This window comes from Leptolyngbya sp. CCY15150 (assembly GCF_016888135.1).
GTDB lineage: Bacteria > Cyanobacteriota > Cyanobacteriia > RECH01 > RECH01 > RECH01.
In genome coordinates, this window is sequence record NZ_JACSWB010000152.1 from 15,627 (window position 1) to 32,880 (window position 17,254).

The window sequence follows — 17,254 nt, forward strand, 5'->3', positions numbered from 1 at the left end:
GAACCTTTAGTTACAGAATTTGAAGCACAGAATCTGAAGCTCCGGGCAACATGTTGCGGAATCATACCGCCGTTCAGCATTGCTGAAGGAGTGGTATGCATCTGGGGGTATTGCTGAATTGATAGATGATTTGCCCTCATCCCCAACCCTTCTCCCCAGGGAGAAGGGAGCTAGGCTCTGTTTTAAAACCTGCTAAACCCCTTGATTTTTCGTACGAGAGAATCAGGGTTTGGATGAGTTTTAAAACACGCCCTAGAACTCCTGTCCCCTCTCTCTAGGGCTAGGGTGAGGGTGGATTGAGCCATTCATACTTGTTTCAGCAACGCCCATCTGGGATGGTGACTAAATCAGGTGTCCTCATGCAGATCTCCAACAGATTCTGCTTCAACCACAAGCACAGGCAGGGAGCTAGTCTCGACAATGGCTCGCGGTACAGAACCGACCAGGACGTCTTGGAATGAACGGTGCCCACGCTTACCCACAATGATTTCCGCTACACCATAGTCTTGAGCAATGCGAATAATTGTTTCTGGGATCACGCCTTCTCGGATCAAAAACTGGTGACGAATGTCGGCTAAGGTGTGTTTTACTTGGTCTCGCAGCCACACCATGCCCGGTACATCATCCATCTGTTGCACATACAGCACAATGACCTCGCCATCACTGCGTCGGGCCAGCTCGGCAGCTTTTTTCAGAACTTGAGGCGCTAGGGGCGATGTATCCACGGCAGCCAGCAGAACAATCCGTCGCTCGATCGCTACTTTGGTGGGATCGACCTCGCCCTGTTCTAGGAGTTTGGGGGCAAAGGTGGGAATGGCCCAGGCACCTAAGGGCGCAGTGATCAGGATAGATAGGGCAGCGATCGCCAAGATTGTTTCTCCGCCGGCAATACCCTGGGCTAAGGGAATCGCTCCGATCGCTGCCTGTACCGTGGCCTTAGCAGAGTTGCTGGGCAGCAGGAATAGACGTTCTCGAACTGTCCAATTACTGCCAAGGGTAGATAAGTACCAGCCTAGCGATCGCCCTACCAGGGTGCCAATAGCTAAGACTAAGAGTCCCGTCAACAACGTATCGCCTAGTACATCAAGCTGAATGCTGGCTCCTAGCAATACAAATAAGATAATCTCAGCGATCGCCCAGAGGCTATTAAAGCCACCACGTAGTCGCCGAGCTAGGGGCGCATCCAGCTCAATTAAGAAAAATCCTGTGGCCATGACCGCCAGGTAGCCAGAAAAGATCGGTACCGCCACCGCCACAATCACCAACAGCAGGGCAATGCTGGCCGCCACTAGGGAATCCTGCACCGCGTTTTGTGTCCAGTTTTGCTGAGCTAACACTGCCACCAGAAGACGGGCCGTGATCCAGCCTAGGAGCACCCCCAACCCAACCTGGATGACCACCTGCAGCGGCAGTAGGTAGATGGCATTGACCGTGAATCCACCGGGCAGGGTAAGAATCGCATCTCCCTGGGCGAGAAATGCCAGCAGGAGGCTAAACACCAGCAGCAATAAGACATCTGAGAGCGCGCTGCCGGTTAAAATAGCGTCGGGAATGCCCTTGTGTACACCCCAGCCTAGGCTTTTAAGCCGCAGCATGGCCGGTACAATCACCGCAGGCGATTCCGCTCCCAGGATGCAGCCCAGCAGCAGTCCGGTGGCTACGTCAAACTGAAACAACCAGATCGCCGCCAGCATGACCGCGATCGCTTCACAACTCGCCGGCAGAAACCCTAAGCGCAGGGCCACCGTTCCCTGCTGAGCTAGTTTCTCACGATCCAATCCCAGACCGGCTTTCATCAGAATCACCATGACGGCAATGGTGCGCAAGGCATCCGCAGAGCCAAGCACCTCATCACTGAGGACATGCCCCACCTGCGGCCCTAGAAATATGCCCGCTACCACCATGCCAACCAAGGCTGGAGCCTGCAGTCGCCGGGCTAGCTGCCCCGCGAAGAAGCCCATCAACAAAATCCAAACCATACTTGCTAACATAGCGCCACGTTGAAGTTGAGTAGAGAAACGTGGCTTGTGGTGGAAAAACTAAGGAAGCGATCGCCATAGCCCTACAGTTCCGCCCCAAGCCGGAAGAGTAGGAGCTATCAGCCATCTCGATCGCTTAAACCGGCAGATTTATCATGACCGGTATGAGCGCGGGGCGGTTTCGGCGAGCTCCATCGCCATCGCACTTTTTATACCATGGTTCGTTGGCCTCAGAAAAGGGTCAATCTAGAAGGATATGTCCAGCTATCCCGACCATGCTCCCCCAGAAACCTTTGCTGATGCCCTAGTGATGCCCTAGTGATGCCCTAGACCTAGCCTCCTAAAACCCTTCGTCAATGGTTCCTAAAATCACCATGCTCCCTTGATCAGAGAGGGTAGTGCCTGGACTCTGTCGAAAGAATTTCTCCATCCTGATCGAGAAACTTGGGGGGAAACCAAAGCTTGGTATCTGAGAATACTTTTTTGCGTTTACGCAATCGGTAGCGTGGGTGCTATTCCTACGAATTTTTACGGTCACTGCCCCCCTCGTGTATCCTCCATCAATCGTAGATTCCGAATGTTGAGTCAGGAGCTAACCTGCTTTTCACCGAACTACGATGGCCGGACGACTATAATTTGTTCCATCATTCGCATTTTAGAGAGTAACGCTGTGCACAATCGAAGAATACTGTCGCTGTCTCGTCGTCAAGTTTTGCGTGGCTTGCTCGCAACGACCGCGTTTGGCGTCACGGCTAAGTTGGGTACCGGCTGTAGCCCCAGCGGTGCTGGCGGTGGTGAAGCTGCTGCTGGCGGTGAGGAGATTGTCATTGGATTTATCTACGTGGGCCCCAGAGATGACTATGGGTATAACCAAGCCCATGCAGAAGGAGCTGCTGGTATCTCCAGCATTCCTGGCGTGCGGATCGTCGAAGAAGCTAGCGTGCCAGAAACAGCCGCCGTGCAGGAAACCATGCGTAGCATGATCGAGCTGGATGGAGCCATAGCTCTATTTCCTACGTCGTTTGGCTACTTTGATCCCCACATTCTCCAACTTGCTGCAGAATTTCCAGAGGTGCAGTTCCTCCATGCGGGTGGGCTGTATGAAGAGGGCGTCCACCCTGAGAACGTGGGCAGCTACTTTGGCTACATTGACGAAGCCCAGTATGTGGCGGGTATCGTGGCTGGGCATATGACCAAGTCTGGCAAGCTGGGCTTTGTGGCAGCTAAACCCATTCCCCAAGTGTTGCGCAACATCAACAGCTTCACCAAAGCTGCTCGTTCGGTGAACCCTGACATCACCACCCAGGTCATTTTCACGGGAGATTGGGCCCTGCCGGTGAAGGAAGCGGAAGCCACCAACAGCATGGCAGACCAAGGCATTGATGTCGTCACCTGCCATGTGGACAGTCCTAAGGTGGTGATTGAAACGGCGGAACGGCGCGGTATGTTCACGGTGGGCTACCATGCCAACCAAGCCGACCTAGCACCCACCGGCTATCTCACGGGCGCAGAGTGGGACTGGACGAGTATCTATACCCAGTATGCCCAGATGTTCCTAGAAGGCAAGAGCCTGATGAACGGGGAGATTGATCACCTTGTGCGGGGTGGCTTGGCGGATAGTTTCTGTAAGCTCTCTCCCTATGGGGCGGCGGTGTCTGAGGAAGCCAAGACTGCAGCGGATGCAGCCCGAGACCAGATCATCGCTGGAGAACTGGTGCTCTATGAAGGAGAGATCAAGGACAACACCGGCACGGTGCGCGTGGCGGCAGGGCAAAAGCTAGAGCAAAAGTCTGTGGAACTGGAAAGCATGGACTGGTTGATCGAAGGCGTTGAAGGATCGGTGGGCAGCTAATGAAAGACACACCTTGGTTGCGAAAAAGTGAACCGTTGGTGATTTCGGCAGGGGCGATCGCTGTTGCCCTAGCTCTGTTTGGGTTATTTTGTGCGATCGCTGGGGCCAATCCTTTTGGTGTCTATGGATCGATTTATACCGCCGCCTTCGGGAGTTCTAGTCGCATCCAAGGTACGTTGATTTTGGCGTCGCCCCTGATGTTAAGCGCTCTTTGTACGGCTCTGCCGGCCCGGCTGGGGCTGGTGATTATTGGCAACGAGGGAGCGCTGGTGGTAGGCGGTGTGGGAGCCGTAGCCATGGGGCTGAGCCTAGGCACGTCTCTGCCGCCGCTGCTGGTGCAAACGCTGATGGCGATCGCTGGCATGGTGGCGGGTGGTGTGTGGATTGGCATCGTCGGGGCGTTGCGCCACTACCGAGCGGTGAATGAAACCATCAGCAGCCTGTTGATGAACTATATCGCGATCGCCCTGCTGAATCACTTAGTGGGCGGCCCCATGCGGGATCCCAGTTCCCTCAACAAGCCCTCCACCTTTCCCCTCGATGCTGCCAACATGCTGGGCAATTTACCCGGCACCCGCATTCACTATGGACTGATCTTCGGTCTGGTGGCCTGTGGGATCGCCTACGTCCTGATCCAGCGCACCACCTTCGGGTTTGCGGCGCGCACCGCCGGTGGCAACGTGCGCGCCGCCCGGATTGCAGGCCTACCTGTCGGACGCTTAGCGGTCACCATCTGCTTTCTGGCTGGGGCCTGTGCTGGTCTGGCGGGCATGATTGAGGTGGCGGCGGTGCATGGGGTGGCCAACGAATCCCTCAATGCTGGCTATGGCTACGGTGGCATTTTGGTCGCCTTTGTGTCTCGCCATAATCCCCTGGCGGCGGCTTTAATTGCGGTGCTGGTCGGCGGTATTGTTGGCAGTGGTGGCATTCTGCAGCGCACCCATAGCTTGCCAGACGCCACGGTGTTGATCTTTCAGGGCATTATGTTCCTGACGATTTTGTACAGCGATTCGCTCTACGGCAAGCTGGCTTTCTTCCGAGAGCGGCCGGTAGACATACCGCCGGATCCAACGCCTGCGGTGGTTGAAACCACGGTTTAAATAGCCACGGTTTAAATAGACAGATTCCAATCAGATGAGGTAGGACTTGTGGCATCAGAAGCATTGGGATGGCTAGGGGTGCCCTTAGCGATCGCCGCTGGCACCATGCGGGGCGGAACACCGTTCCTGTTTGTCAGTTTGGGGGAATGTTTAACGGAAAAAAGCGGCAAGATTAACCTAGGGCTAGAAGGCACGTTGTTAACTGGAGCCATGAGCGCCTATGCCGTTTCCTACCTAACGCAGGACAGTTTAGGGCCGATATTGGCTCCCTTTGCCGGGGTATTGGTGGCAGGTTTGGCGGGCATGGCGCTGGGCTGTATCCACGGCTGGCTCTGTCAGCAGCCTCGGGTCAACGACGTGGCGGTGGGCATCGCCATGATTATTTTCGGCAGCGGCGTTGCCTTTTTCTTTGGCAAGCCGTTCATCCAGCCCAGTGCTCCCCTCTTGCCGACCATTGACCTGCTGGCCTGGACGGATCTACCGGAACAGTTTCAGTCAGCGGTGAAGATCAGCCCGCTCTTTTTATTAGGGGTGGCGATCGCCCCCCTAATGACCTGGTTCTTTCGCTCGACCCGCTGGGGCCTGTTTATCCGAGCCGTGGGCGATAGTCCTGATGCGGCGTTGGCCATGGGCGTCTCTATCTTCAAGGTGCGGATGCTCAGCATTGTGGCCGGCAGTTTCCTGGCGGGCATTGGCGGCGCGTCTCTCTCGCTGTACTACCCCGGTGTATGGACAGAGCTGGTATCCAGCGGTCAGGGTTTGATGGCCGTGGCGCTGGTGATTTTTGCCCGCTGGCAGCCCATGCAGTGTCTCTGGGCATCTTTGCTATTTGGCGGTGCTCAGGCCCTTGGGCCGGCTCTGCAATCTGTCGGCATCACCCAAGGCTACTACTTATTTAACGCTGCTCCTTATGTGTTGACCTTGGTGATTATGGTGATCACCTGTTCCCCAACCCGCACCATGACCGGCGTTCCGGGAGCCCTAGGGAGCGATCGCTAGGTAAATCTGTCGCTTGGGTCACCCAACGCCCAACCTAAAGCACCATAGATGCTTCGCGCGACGCCCTCCATAGTGTGATCAGTGTGATCCATAGATTCGGTAACGTAAGATTCAGTAACGTATAGTCAGTACAGTTTGCAGTAGATTTGCAGTATGAGGAGATCTAACCATGAGCGGATTAGGCGGTCTCAATAAATCGCCCAACGGTGTTGTGATGGGCATGGTGCAATTACAGTTGCCTACGGTGGTGACGCCGGCGGATCTGGCGGCCCAAACCCAGCGAATTTGCGACATGGTGGCGAAGGCTCGACGCAACATGCCCACCATGGATCTCGTGGTCTTTCCTGAATATGCCCTGCATGGGCTATCCATGGATACCAATCCAGAGATCATGTGTCGGCTCGATGGGCCAGAAGTAGCGGCCTTTCAGCAAGCCTGCATCACCCATCAGATCTGGGGCTGTTTTTCGATCATGGAATACAACCCCCATGGCAACCCCTACAACAGCGGCTTAATTATTGATGACCAAGGGCAGATTAAGCTCTACTACCGCAAGCTGCATCCTTGGGTGCCCGTGGAACCCTGGGAACCAGGCAATATTGGCATTCCTGTCTGTGAAGGCCCCAATGGCAGCACCCTGGCGTTAATTATCTGCCATGACGGTATGTTCCCTGAAATGGCTCGGGAATGTGCGTATAAGGGTGCCGAGATTATGATTCGCACAGCGGGTTATACGGCTCCCATCCGCCACAGTTGGCAGATCACCAACCAGACTAATGCTTTCTGTAACCTCATGTATACGGCATCGGTCTGCATGTGCGGCACCGACGGCACCTTCGACTCCATGGGCGAAGGCATGATGGTCAACTATGACGGCACACCGTTGGTGATGGGTAGCCACCGCCCGGATGAAATCATCACGGCGGAATTTCGTCCTGACCTAGTTCGAGAGGCGCGGCGGCATTGGAGCGTCGAAAATAATATCTACCAATTTGGCCATCGCGGCTATGTGGCGGTGAAAGGCGGAGCCCAAGACTGCCCCTACACCTACATGAAAGACTTGGTAGATGGCTCCTATCGTCTGCCTTGGGAGGATGAGGTGGTGCATACCGACGGCACCTCCTGTGGCTTTGAGGCACCCACCCGCCTCTATCGGGGTGAAGAACTGCCATCTGAAACGGCAACTGCTTAGGGAGCATCAACTATGGGTACGTTTGTAACGGCTGATCCCTATCCTTATCCCTATAATGGCGATCTGCGTCCTGAGAATACGGCGCTGATTATCATTGATATGCAGACCGACTTCTGTGGAGAAGGTGGTTATGTGGATAAGATGGGCTATGACTTGTCTCTGACCCGTGCGCCTATTGAACCGATTAAACGGCTTTTGTCGGTGATGAGGGAGAAGGGATTTCATATTATCCATACCCGCGAAGGGCATCGTCCTGATCTATCTGACCTGCCGGCCAATAAACGATGGCGATCGCAGCAGATTGGTGCGGGCATTGGCGATCCAGGGCCCTGCGGCAAAATTCTGGTGCGGGGAGAGCCGGGCTGGGACATCATTCCTGAGCTAGCGCCCCTGCCGGGAGAGGTGGTGATTGATAAACCTGGCAAGGGCTCCTTCTATGCCACGGATTTAGACCTCATCCTATCCCGTCAAGGTGTCCAAAACATTATTCTCACGGGCATCACCACCGATGTCTGTGTCCACACCACCATGCGCGACGCCAACGATCGCGGCTACGAATGTTTGATGGTCTCCGACTGCACCGGCGCGACGGACTATGGTAATCATCTAGCTGCCCTAAAGATGATTACCATGCAGGGGGGGGTGTTTGGTGCCGTAGCCGAATCGGCGGCCCTGATTGATGCGATTCATTCACTCTAGAGAGATTGCCATGACCACTGCTTCTGTCTCTGCCTCGGATGTGATTAGCCCACCTGACCTAGAAGTGGTCAACATGACCAAGCAATTTGGTAGCTTGGTTGCCCTTGATCACGTCTCCATGCACCTGAAGCCTGGCACCTTCCATGCGCTGCTAGGCGAAAATGGGGCCGGGAAAAGTACCCTGGTCAAATGCATTATGGGGTTTTATCAACCCACGTCGGGGGATGTTTTGGTGGGTAAGCGATCGCGGGAGATTGCTAGTCCTAAAGATGCTCACCAGTACGGCATTGGCATGGTCTACCAGCACTTTACCTCGGTGCCCGCCATGACCGTAGCGGAAAATCTAGTGCTCTCCCGCTTTGATCCCTCCGTGATGATTCGCTGGCAAGATGAACGCGATCGCCTCCAGGCCTTCATGGATCAGGCTCCCTTCCAAGTTGACTTGGAGGTGCCGGTGGCCCAGCTAGCGGCTGGACAAAAGCAAAAGCTGGAAATTCTTAAGCAACTTTATCTCAACAGTCGTATTCTAATTCTGGATGAACCGACGTCGGTGCTGACCCCCGGTGAAGCGGATGAGGTGCTGGGTCTGCTGCGTCAAGAGGTGACCAATGGACGGCTGAGTGTGCTGATGATTTCCCACAAATTCCGGGAAGTGATGACCTTTACCGACGAAGTAACTGTCTTGCGCAAAGGTAAGTTTGCGGGGCATGGCCTAGTCAAAGATCTGACCATTGCTGATCTGTCGTCCATGATGCTAGGCGAGGCAAGGGAACCCAAGGTCGTGGATAAGGTGATCACCGCAGCCGATCGCCCCGTCCTAGACTTTACGGACATTCATGCCAATAAGGACAACGGTCTCCCTGCTGTACGAGGCACGAGTCTCACGGTCTATGCTGGCGAAATTGTTGGGATTGCTGGCGTCTCGGGGAATGGGCAGCGGGAGTTGGTGGAGGTGTTGTCGGGGCAGCGATCGCCCCTCACCGGTACGGTCGTCGTCAACGGCACACCCTATGGAGCAACTCGGTCGGAGATGTTTCACAACGGGGTCTTTTCCCTGCCGGAAGAACCTCTGCGCAATGCCTGCGTCCCTCACATGAGCGTAGCGGAAAACATGGCCCTGCGCACCTTTGATCGCCCTCCCCAGTCCAAGGGGTCATTTCTGCGGCTAGGTTCGATTCGCCAGATGGCCAATCGCCTGATCCAGCAATTTTCGGTGAAAACCCCCACGCCCGAAACACCCATTAGTAATCTATCCGGCGGAAACGTGCAGCGGGCAGTCCTGGCCCGAGAGCTATCCTCGGATCAAATTAACTTACTGATTGCGGCGAATCCTTGCTTTGGTCTAGATTTCTCGGCTGTGGAGTTTATCCATGGACAGATTGTAGCTGCCCGCAATCGCGGCGTGGCTGTCTTACTCGTGAGTGAAGACCTAGACGAACTGCTGTCCCTAGCCGATCGCATTGTCGTGATGAGTGATGGTGAATTCGTTTACGAAAGCGCGATCGCCGACGCCGACCTGAGCACCATCGGTCAACGGATGGCCGGTCATTAACGCCATGAGCCCAACTATGCCCACTCCCCTTGTCTTAACTGATCTATTCCACCTAGCAGAAACGGGCGATCGCCTTCCCTGGCAGCCCTTTCGTCCTGGTGTAGAGATCTATCCGCTCTACAGTGATCCAGAGAGCAGCGCTTCGGCAGCTTTATTGCGCTATGCCCCTGGTGCAACTGTTCCTGAGCATATCCACACCGGCTTTGAGCATATTGTGGTTTTGTCTGGTTCCCAGGGCGATCGCCATGGCACCTATCCGGCTGGCACCCTCGTCATTAATTCTCCTGACACGCAGCACAGTGTGGCCAGTGAAGACGGATGTATTGTATTGGTCATCTGGCAACGCCCGGTGAAAATTTTGGTCGATGAGCCATGAATGCACTGGCGTTACAGATAGTTGACGTAACTAGGATGATCAGTAAAAAAGCAGGGACTGAAGACGATGACGCTTGTCCCTGCTCTATCGTTGATTCAACCGAGTGGCTGAAGCCTATTGGGCTAACTGTTGGTTAATTTGCTCTTGCAGTGCAGGATCTTGCTGAACAAGCGTCAGGATCTGATTGAATTCTTCAGGCGTTAGTCCTTCCGCTTGAATAGCTAGCTGAATATCTTGTTGAGCACTGGCCTCGATGGTAGAGATTTGCTCGGCAGCGGCAGCTAGTTGTTCAGCTTGCTCTGGAGAAACGGAGGATGCTTCTGGAGATTGCTGAGCTTGGGCAATCATTTGGAATTCTTCCACCGTTAACTCTTCTGCTTCGAGCGCTGCGATCATGTCTTGCTGTGCTTGGGATTGCACTTGCTGGATCGACTGATACGCGCTGACAAAGCTATCAATCTGGCTATCCGATACTTCAGGGCTAGCGGGTGCCGCTTGGGGCGGCTGGCTAGGTAAGGTTTCCTGGGCAAACGCAGTGCTTGCACCGGGTGCGCCGATCAGCACCATCGAAATCAAAGCGCTCTTCACAAACTTGGAAGTCAGCATAGATTTCATCTCTCATATATCAACAAAGGCGTAGCACAGCTTAGCTGCGTTGTAAGGCGTCATGATTGCATGAGCCTCTCGCCTAGCGACAACCCTAGGCGATTGTTTTAACGCTGGTGTGACATTGATGTGACATCTGCTTCACAGAGCCAGAAGATCCCTATGCCTAGAACTAGAGTGAGTCATCCTTTTGGTGAGGAATAGTCTGCTTGAAATAAGAAAGCAGGTTGATGCTCGATAGCAGCAGTGAAGGGCGATCGCTCCCCTGAATACTTTCACCCTCCACCAAGGCTTCTTGTTATTTATGGCGAATAAACTCGTACGCCCCAACATATTGCTCGCCGGGAATTGTCCAAGAGTAGTCGTAGGTCATCCCTTGGAGTTGGAGTTGCTCAAACAGCTCTGGAGCGTTGTACCACAAGTCAAAAGAGCGTCCTAGGGCTGATTCTAGGGCATAGTTGTCGCTTTCATAGAACACGAAGCCGTTACGCTCTTCGGGGCGATGGGCCTCGTCGTAGTCATAGTCAAAAACGGTGTTGATCAAGCCGCCTACTCCGCGCACCACCGGCACCGTGCCGTAGCGCAGGCCAATCATCTGGGTGAGACCGCAGGGTTCGTAGTTACTGGGCACGACAATAATATCCGCAGCGGCATAGATTAAATGGGCGAGTTCTTCGTTAAAGCTCAGCTCCAGATGACAGTTGGGATTGCTGTCGAGCTGTGTTTTTTCGTGGGAGAACCAAGCGTGGATGCTGGGTTCTGTGGCGGTGCCCAGCAGGACAAACTGGGCGCTACGGGCAAGGGAATAGTAGAGGGCATGGTGAACCAGATGCACACCTTTTTGACCATCTAACCGGCCAATGAAGGCCACAAGGGGGCGATCGCTGGCGGCTAATCCTAAACGTTCTTGCAGAGCTTTCTTATTTTTAGATTTACCACTGATGTCATCAGTACTGTAGGGAGCGGCTAGATACTTATCGTCTTCTGGATTCCAGACGCCGTAGTCTAGCCCATTGAGAATGCCACCAAACTTGTGGTGATGGACTTCTAGGGTATGCCCTAGCCCATAGCCAAACAGTCCGTAGCGAGCTTCCCAGGCATGGTGAGGAGATACGGTATTGACGTAGTTAGCATAAACAATGCCGCCCTTCATAAGGTTAATCGCAAAGGGATTAAAGTTATCCTGGAGGCGATCGTAGCTAAAATAGTAGGGTTCGTTGTTAAGACCTGTTGCCCAGAGGATATCTGCGCCAGCAATGCCTTGGTGCTTAAAGTTGTGGATGGTATAGCAAATTCGTTGCTTAGCCATACCGTGCCATTGATACATTTCGTAGAGCATGACTGGAATTAAGCCGGTTTGCCAATCATGACAGTGGATGATGTCAGGGCGCTTGTTGCTCTGCAGCAAAAATTCTAGGGCTGCCTTGCTGAAAAAGGCAAAGCGCATGTGGTCATCTAGGGCACCGTAGTATTGACCCCGGTTGAAAAAGTTGTCGCCCGAGTGGGGCTGAATGAAGAAGCATAGCCGTCCATGCACCCAGCCGCAGAAAACAGAGCAATGCACCGAGCCACCATTCCAGGGCACCCACAGGTCGCGGTAGGCATCATGCAGCCCCCAGATATGGTCGTAGCGCATGCAGTCGTACATGGGCAAGATCAGCTCGACGGTATGCCCCCGCAGTTCGAGTTCGCGACTCAGTCCATACACGACGTCGCCTAACCCTCCTGCCTTAATCACAGGGGCACATTCCGACGCTATCTGCACTATGTACATAGATTCCTCTCTTAACAAAAGTTAAATTTCTATGCTCCTATTCAATCATGGCTCAGCATGGATTGTGTAGGAATTTGGCTGGACGAGGGCGATCGCTGGGGAATACCCCTGAACCAATCGCCTCATTCTATGATGGAATGGAAACGATTTGGTTAAGATCGTATTGAGGGTAGAGGGGTTTGCGTTTGGGTATGTCCATCGAGTCTAAAACTGACTACGCCGATAATTGGGTTGACCGAGCCTTTATCTGGCTATTCTCGCGCAAAATGGCGATCGCGGTGGGTCAGGGGACGCAGGTTCCAGGCTATGAAGGGTTTGTGGAACTTTCGCGGCAGATTATGCGCGGTCGCAATGCCGATCAGCAGCAGCAGGTGGTGGCGATCGTGCTCAAGTCGCTGGTGCCGGGGCCGGTGCTTTACATGATTCGCACGGTGTTTTCGCCGACGCGGCTGGTTTGTGAACTGAATGCTTGGTTTGCTGCCCGCTTGTTTGAATGGCTGGTGGGCCCCTGTGAGGTGCGGGAGGTGGATATCCCGGATGCCCAAGGGCGATCGCACCTGCAGCGGAGCGGTGTGCATATCAAAAAATGTCGTTACCTAGAAAGCAGTGGCTGTGTGGGCATGTGCGTCAATATGTGTAAACTACCAACCCAAACCTTTTTTACACAGGACTTTGGCATTCCCCTGACCATGACGCCCAACTTTGACGACCTAAGCTGCGAGATGGTGTTTGGGCAAGAGCCGCCCTCTCTGGATGTGGATCCGGTGTATCAAGAGGCTTGTCTAGTCACAGAATGCTCCATGGCCTCGCCCCAGGCTAGCACCTGTCCCAAGCTTCTGAATTAACCCAGCTCATCTAGGTTGAGGCATTCCTCAGGCGGAGGGCTGGGTGCCTACTAACCGCATCGATTCTTCCATCAGGGCAACAATGGTCTCAAAGGCAAAGTTATCCACCTGTTGCAGTAGATCATGTTGAATGCTGGTATTGGGAATCTGACGAATGAGTTGTTTGAGGGTTTTATCGTCGCAGCGCAAGGCCGTATCAACCGAGGTTTGCATCCAACTAGCGGGCATCATCGTCAATTGATCGGGCGTGGCGCTGAGGGATGGGCCATCGACAGGGGCGATCGCCATCCAGTCTTGGGAGCAGGTGACTAGGTCATAGGTGACTTCCAGCAGTCGCAGTAGATCAGTATCCTGTAAAGGCGGCACCAGAACGGCGTCATAGTGGGCCGCGATCGCTTGCTGTTCCTCCTCGCTGAGGGGCGCTGAGACAATGGCTGCCAGCTTAGGTGCTGGCTGTCCTAAGCATTCGGGCTGAATGGGACGTTGATGATCGTCCTGGCCCGGCGTCAGATGCACCAAAACCAGATGATGCGGGCAGAGCTGATCATGGGCGATCGCCACCTGCCAGTTGTCTGCTTCATGCACCGCAAACCCAACGGCAATTAAGAGGCGCGCTAAGGATTGTCGGCGCTCGATCTGATCATCAATTAACAGCACGCGACAGGTCGTCATCGCCAGCACCTCCCGCAGTTTTTGGGAGACAGTCGAGGCTAGAAGCGGATCCTGGGCAGAGGCACTGGTAATCTGCACCGGCAGGGTGATGGTGAAGGTGCTGCCTTGCCCCACCGTGCTTTCCAGCCCGATGTAGCCGCCCATCAGGTGCAAAAATTCTTGGATAATCGATAGGCCCAAGCCCGTGCCTCGAATGGACTTATCTGTATATTGCGACTGCACAAAGGGCTGGAAGATGGCCTCTTGCTCCGTGGGATCAATGCCCATGCCGGTGTCCATCACCTCTAAGTACAAGTTACCCTCAAACTCAGAATGGACGGCGGCCTGGTAGGACACTCGCAGGGCCACCATGCCCTGGTCTGTAAACTTCAAGGCATTGCTCAACAGGTTGATTAAAATTTGGCGCAGTTTCTTCCCATCGGTCATCACCACCGAGGGCACCCCTAGGGCAACTTCGATGTAAAACTCTAGTCCCTTATTAGCTGCCTGAGCTTGAAACATCTGGTTGAGGATGGTCATCAAGTCGGTGAGGTTAACCGATCGATGTTCAATCTTCACATGCCCGGCTTCCAACCGAGAGAAGTCCAACACATCGTTGATTAAGCTGAGCAGATGTTGACCGCTGGCAAAAATGGTTTGTAGGGTGCTGTGATAGGTTTGCTCAATGGTTTGATCCCGCTGCATAATCTGCACATAGCCCAGAATAATGTTGAGCGGTGTGCGCAACTCGTGGGTCATGTGGGAGAGGAACTTGCTCTTCACCTGGTTCGCTGATTCCGCTGCGGCTTTGGCCTGCTCCAGGGCTTCGTTTTGCGCCTGCAGTTCTTGCTGCTGCTGCCGCTCTTGCTTGAGCAGGTTAGCATGGGCGATCGCCACCCCCATTTGGGCTGCGACGGTTTCTAGTAATTCAATATCTGTGGCTGTCCAATACCGATAGCGATCGCATTGATGGAGAGCGATCGCCCCGTTGGGACTATCTTGATAGGAGGTGCGTACCACCAGCATGGAGCGAATTCCCATCTGACGGCAGAGGGGTGCCTGTTCCCGCAGCAGCGGCTCTGTGTAAACATTCGGGGAAGCGATCGCCTGATCCATCAGCATCACATGACAGGCGTGGGGGTTGTTCTCCATAGGAACCTCAGTCCCCGTCATCGGTTCACAGCTCATGTCACAATATTCGGCGGCATAGGTCAGCCGAGCAGGATTCGTATCATACTGCAGCATCAAACAGCGACTGGCATCAAAGGTTCGTCCCAGGAGATCAGCAGCGGTTTGAAACATCACCTCGGGATCGAGACTATGGCGAATGGCGTCGGTGATCTGGCTAGCCAGAATCGCCTGGTTCATCTGCTGCTGCAGAGCAAATTCTAGATGTCGGCGGCTAGAAATATCAACACAGACGCCAATAATGCCCTGCACATGGCCCTCTGGACTGTAAAAGGGACGCAAGGTCGTTTGATACCAATGCTCAGAGCCATCGTGGTGGGTGATCAGCTCATGGGGAATTTGGCAGGGGCGCTCGGTGCGCATCACTTGACGATTCATGTCGAGCACCTGCTCAAACTTGACGGGATTGTAGAGACGAATTTCGCTTTCCAATCTGCCGATCAAGTCTTCCACAGGCACGCCGCAGACTTCGGCCACTGCCCGGTTGGCTGCCAAAAATCGGCCATCGGCATTCTTGACAAACACGAGGCAATCCAAAGAATCAATGATCTGATTGAGAAAATCCTTTTGCTGCTGTAGTGCTTGGGTAGCTTGGGTTTGGAGCGTAATGTCTCGCACCATCACCAGCACTTCATCTGTATTAATCGGGACGATCTGAACATCCTCGTGGCGCAGATCGCCTTCCACAAGAATGTCATGGCTATAGTGTTGGGGAACTCCCGTTCGCAACGCTTGCTGTACATACTGCATGCGCTGCTGAGCCAAGGGCTTCGGCATACAAGCAAACAGGGAGGAGCCGGGATAGACTTGCTCGGCTTGGTTCAGGTGAACATCTCCACCTTTTTTAATGGTGATCAGGGTGCCGTCAGCCCGGACGGTGAGCAGCAAGTCAGGAATGGCTTCAATCAAGACTCGATGGGTGGCTTCTAGGTTCTGTAAGGCGACTTCAGCGGCTTTGCGATCGCTGACATCAAGAAATACAGTATCCCAAATCACACTCCCGTCGGCTTGTGGACTGGGACGACCAACGCCTTCCACCCATTTTTGTCGTCCAGACGGCGTGGTGATGCGCCATTCGTGCCGCCAGGTTTCTAAGCTGTGGGCCGAGGCCTGGATAGAGGTCTGCATGTCCTCCAGATCGTCGGGATGAACCTGTTGCCAAAGGAGACTAATATCCTGTTGGATTTGCACGACATCTAACTCCCACAGCTCTCGGCAGTTGGGATTGGCGTAGAGAATCTGATCGGTGCCATCGGGGTGCAGCCGGTAGCGGATGACGGTGCCTGGTAGGTTGGAGGCGATCGCTTCAAACTGTTCGGTGACCTGTTGCAGGGCAGTCTGATCCTGCTGTTGCTTCGCTTCTAGGTGTTTACGATCGCTAATATCCAGTAAAATACCGCACCAAGTGATCGTTCCATCGGCTTGGCGAGTGGGCTTGGAACGCGCTTGCACCCATTTCACTGAGCCATCCCTAGACCGGATGCGAAAATCCTGCTGGATAGGCGTGAGATTTTGTTGAGATTGTTCGAAAACTAGCTGTACCCGCTTCGCGTCATCGGGGAGAATTAAGTCCCAAAAGCGACTCACATCCGCCAGCATGAACTCTGCAGAATAGCCAAAGAGAGTCTGAACACCCTCGCTAATAAAATTCAGCTTATGCTGATGATCCCGCGATAGATGGTACTGAAATACCACCCCTGGCAGGGTGTCGGTGATCATGCGCAGGGGATGATCGATGCAGTGATTGCCGGGGATCGCGACGCTCAACTGGGCTGCCGATGCCGCCATCACCGGCAGTTGTAGAGCGTTGCGCAGAGTCACCTCTAGGAGATCAGCATCGATGCGGCTGTAGATGAGATAGCTATGAGCGCCTTGGTGTAGAGCAGCAGTGAGGTGGTCGTAGTGCTGCAGGTGCCCAAGGGCAATGATGGGGAGGTTGGGGGCGATCGCTTTTAGGGAGCTTACCTGAATGGGTTTGGATGGATGGGATGACACACCCATGAGCAGGAGATCGTAGGAGCGCGATCGCAGATGATGAACTGCTGTTTTCTGGGTACTTACGGCGTCGATGGTGAGCGGCAAAAGCGATTGCTGGAGCCACTGAACCATGGAGGAGCGGTTGAGGCGATCGTCTTCGACAAGTAAAACCTGGCAAGAATCTTGCATACAGCACTACAGGAGGGAACAAGTAACGTCGTCTTGCTTGAAACACCTAGATCGTCACGCTCGATGTATAAAATACTACGATTTATCTAGGCGGTAACGTTGCAGCCCTCTCTTAGGAGACTACAGGTTGATGACCCCTATCTAATCCGACGCTTACCGTCAAGCTGCCGAATGTTTTCCCAGCAATTCTCAGTATGAACATCTTGCATGAGCTTATTGAGAACAGTGTCAATAGATTGGTTGAAAAAGCTCATTCTTTCGTTCAGGATTCGACA

At 54.0% G+C, this 17,254-nt stretch carries 12 protein-coding genes and 1 riboswitch; of the genes, 8 read left to right on the plus strand and 4 right to left on the minus strand.

Translation table 11 applies throughout. The features are described from left to right. Positions 1–347: 347 nt before the first annotated feature. Complete coding sequence (locus JUJ53_RS07145; RefSeq protein ID WP_204151307.1) at positions 348–1,991, minus strand: cation:proton antiporter; 1,644 nt, start codon at positions 1,989–1,991, stop codon at positions 348–350. A gap of 91 nt (positions 1,992–2,082) precedes the next feature. After that, a riboswitch (Fluoride riboswitch) is annotated at positions 2,083–2,187 on the minus strand. A 462-nt stretch (positions 2,188–2,649) separates the two neighbouring features. On the opposite strand from JUJ53_RS07145, the gene JUJ53_RS07150 reads away from it, so the two are divergent. The 7 genes from JUJ53_RS07150 to JUJ53_RS07180 all read left to right on the plus strand — a co-directional run bounded on the left by JUJ53_RS07150 (position 2,650) and on the right by JUJ53_RS07180 (position 9,749). Then, complete coding sequence (locus JUJ53_RS07150) at positions 2,650–3,831, plus strand: BMP family ABC transporter substrate-binding protein (protein ID WP_343327907.1); 1,182 nt, start codon at positions 2,650–2,652, stop codon at positions 3,829–3,831. Continuing rightward, positions 3,831–4,931: an ABC transporter permease gene (locus JUJ53_RS07155; protein WP_204151309.1), complete on the plus strand. Its 1,101-nt coding sequence runs from the start codon at positions 3,831–3,833 to the stop codon at positions 4,929–4,931. The genes JUJ53_RS07150 and JUJ53_RS07155 overlap by 1 nt, the downstream gene beginning before the upstream one ends. 48 nt (positions 4,932–4,979) lie before the next feature. Further along, complete coding sequence (locus tag JUJ53_RS07160) at positions 4,980–5,930, plus strand: ABC transporter permease (protein ID WP_204151310.1); 951 nt, start codon at positions 4,980–4,982, stop codon at positions 5,928–5,930. Between the two features lie 169 nt (positions 5,931–6,099). Next, positions 6,100–7,122 carry a formamidase gene (locus tag JUJ53_RS07165; RefSeq protein ID WP_204151311.1) on the plus strand — a complete coding sequence of 341 codons (1,023 nt, stop codon included), beginning with the start codon at positions 6,100–6,102 and terminating at the stop codon, positions 7,120–7,122. Between the two features lie 12 nt (positions 7,123–7,134). Then, a complete protein-coding gene (locus tag JUJ53_RS07170; protein ID WP_204151312.1) occupies positions 7,135–7,821 on the plus strand; it encodes an isochorismatase family cysteine hydrolase in 687 nt (228 codons plus the stop codon). 10 nt (positions 7,822–7,831) lie between these two features. Beyond that, complete coding sequence (locus JUJ53_RS07175) at positions 7,832–9,373, plus strand: ABC transporter ATP-binding protein (RefSeq protein ID WP_204151313.1); 1,542 nt, start codon at positions 7,832–7,834, stop codon at positions 9,371–9,373. Between the two features lie 16 nt (positions 9,374–9,389). Continuing rightward, positions 9,390–9,749: a cupin domain-containing protein gene (locus tag JUJ53_RS07180; protein WP_204151314.1), complete on the plus strand. Its 360-nt coding sequence runs from the start codon at positions 9,390–9,392 to the stop codon at positions 9,747–9,749. 114 nt (positions 9,750–9,863) lie between these two features. Here JUJ53_RS07180 and JUJ53_RS07185 read toward each other — a convergent pair whose 3' ends face one another. Both JUJ53_RS07185 and glgA read right to left on the minus strand, forming a co-directional pair. Continuing rightward, entirely contained in the window at positions 9,864–10,355 is a 492-nt protein-coding gene (locus tag JUJ53_RS07185; RefSeq protein WP_204151315.1) for a DUF4168 domain-containing protein, read from the minus strand. Between the two features lie 298 nt (positions 10,356–10,653). Next, positions 10,654–12,129 carry a glycogen synthase GlgA gene (glgA, locus tag JUJ53_RS07190; protein WP_204151316.1) on the minus strand — a complete coding sequence of 492 codons (1,476 nt, stop codon included), beginning with the start codon at positions 12,127–12,129 and terminating at the stop codon, positions 10,654–10,656. A gap of 191 nt (positions 12,130–12,320) precedes the next feature. Between glgA and JUJ53_RS07195 the strand changes: the two genes are divergently transcribed. Next, positions 12,321–12,974, plus strand: a complete 654-nt coding sequence (locus JUJ53_RS07195) for a DUF4033 domain-containing protein (RefSeq protein ID WP_204151317.1) — start codon at positions 12,321–12,323, stop codon at positions 12,972–12,974. A gap of 27 nt (positions 12,975–13,001) precedes the next feature. Here JUJ53_RS07195 and JUJ53_RS07200 read toward each other — a convergent pair whose 3' ends face one another. Then, complete coding sequence (locus tag JUJ53_RS07200) at positions 13,002–16,979, minus strand: PAS domain S-box protein (RefSeq protein ID WP_204151318.1); 3,978 nt, start codon at positions 16,977–16,979, stop codon at positions 13,002–13,004. Between the last annotated feature and the right edge of the window lie 275 nt (positions 16,980–17,254).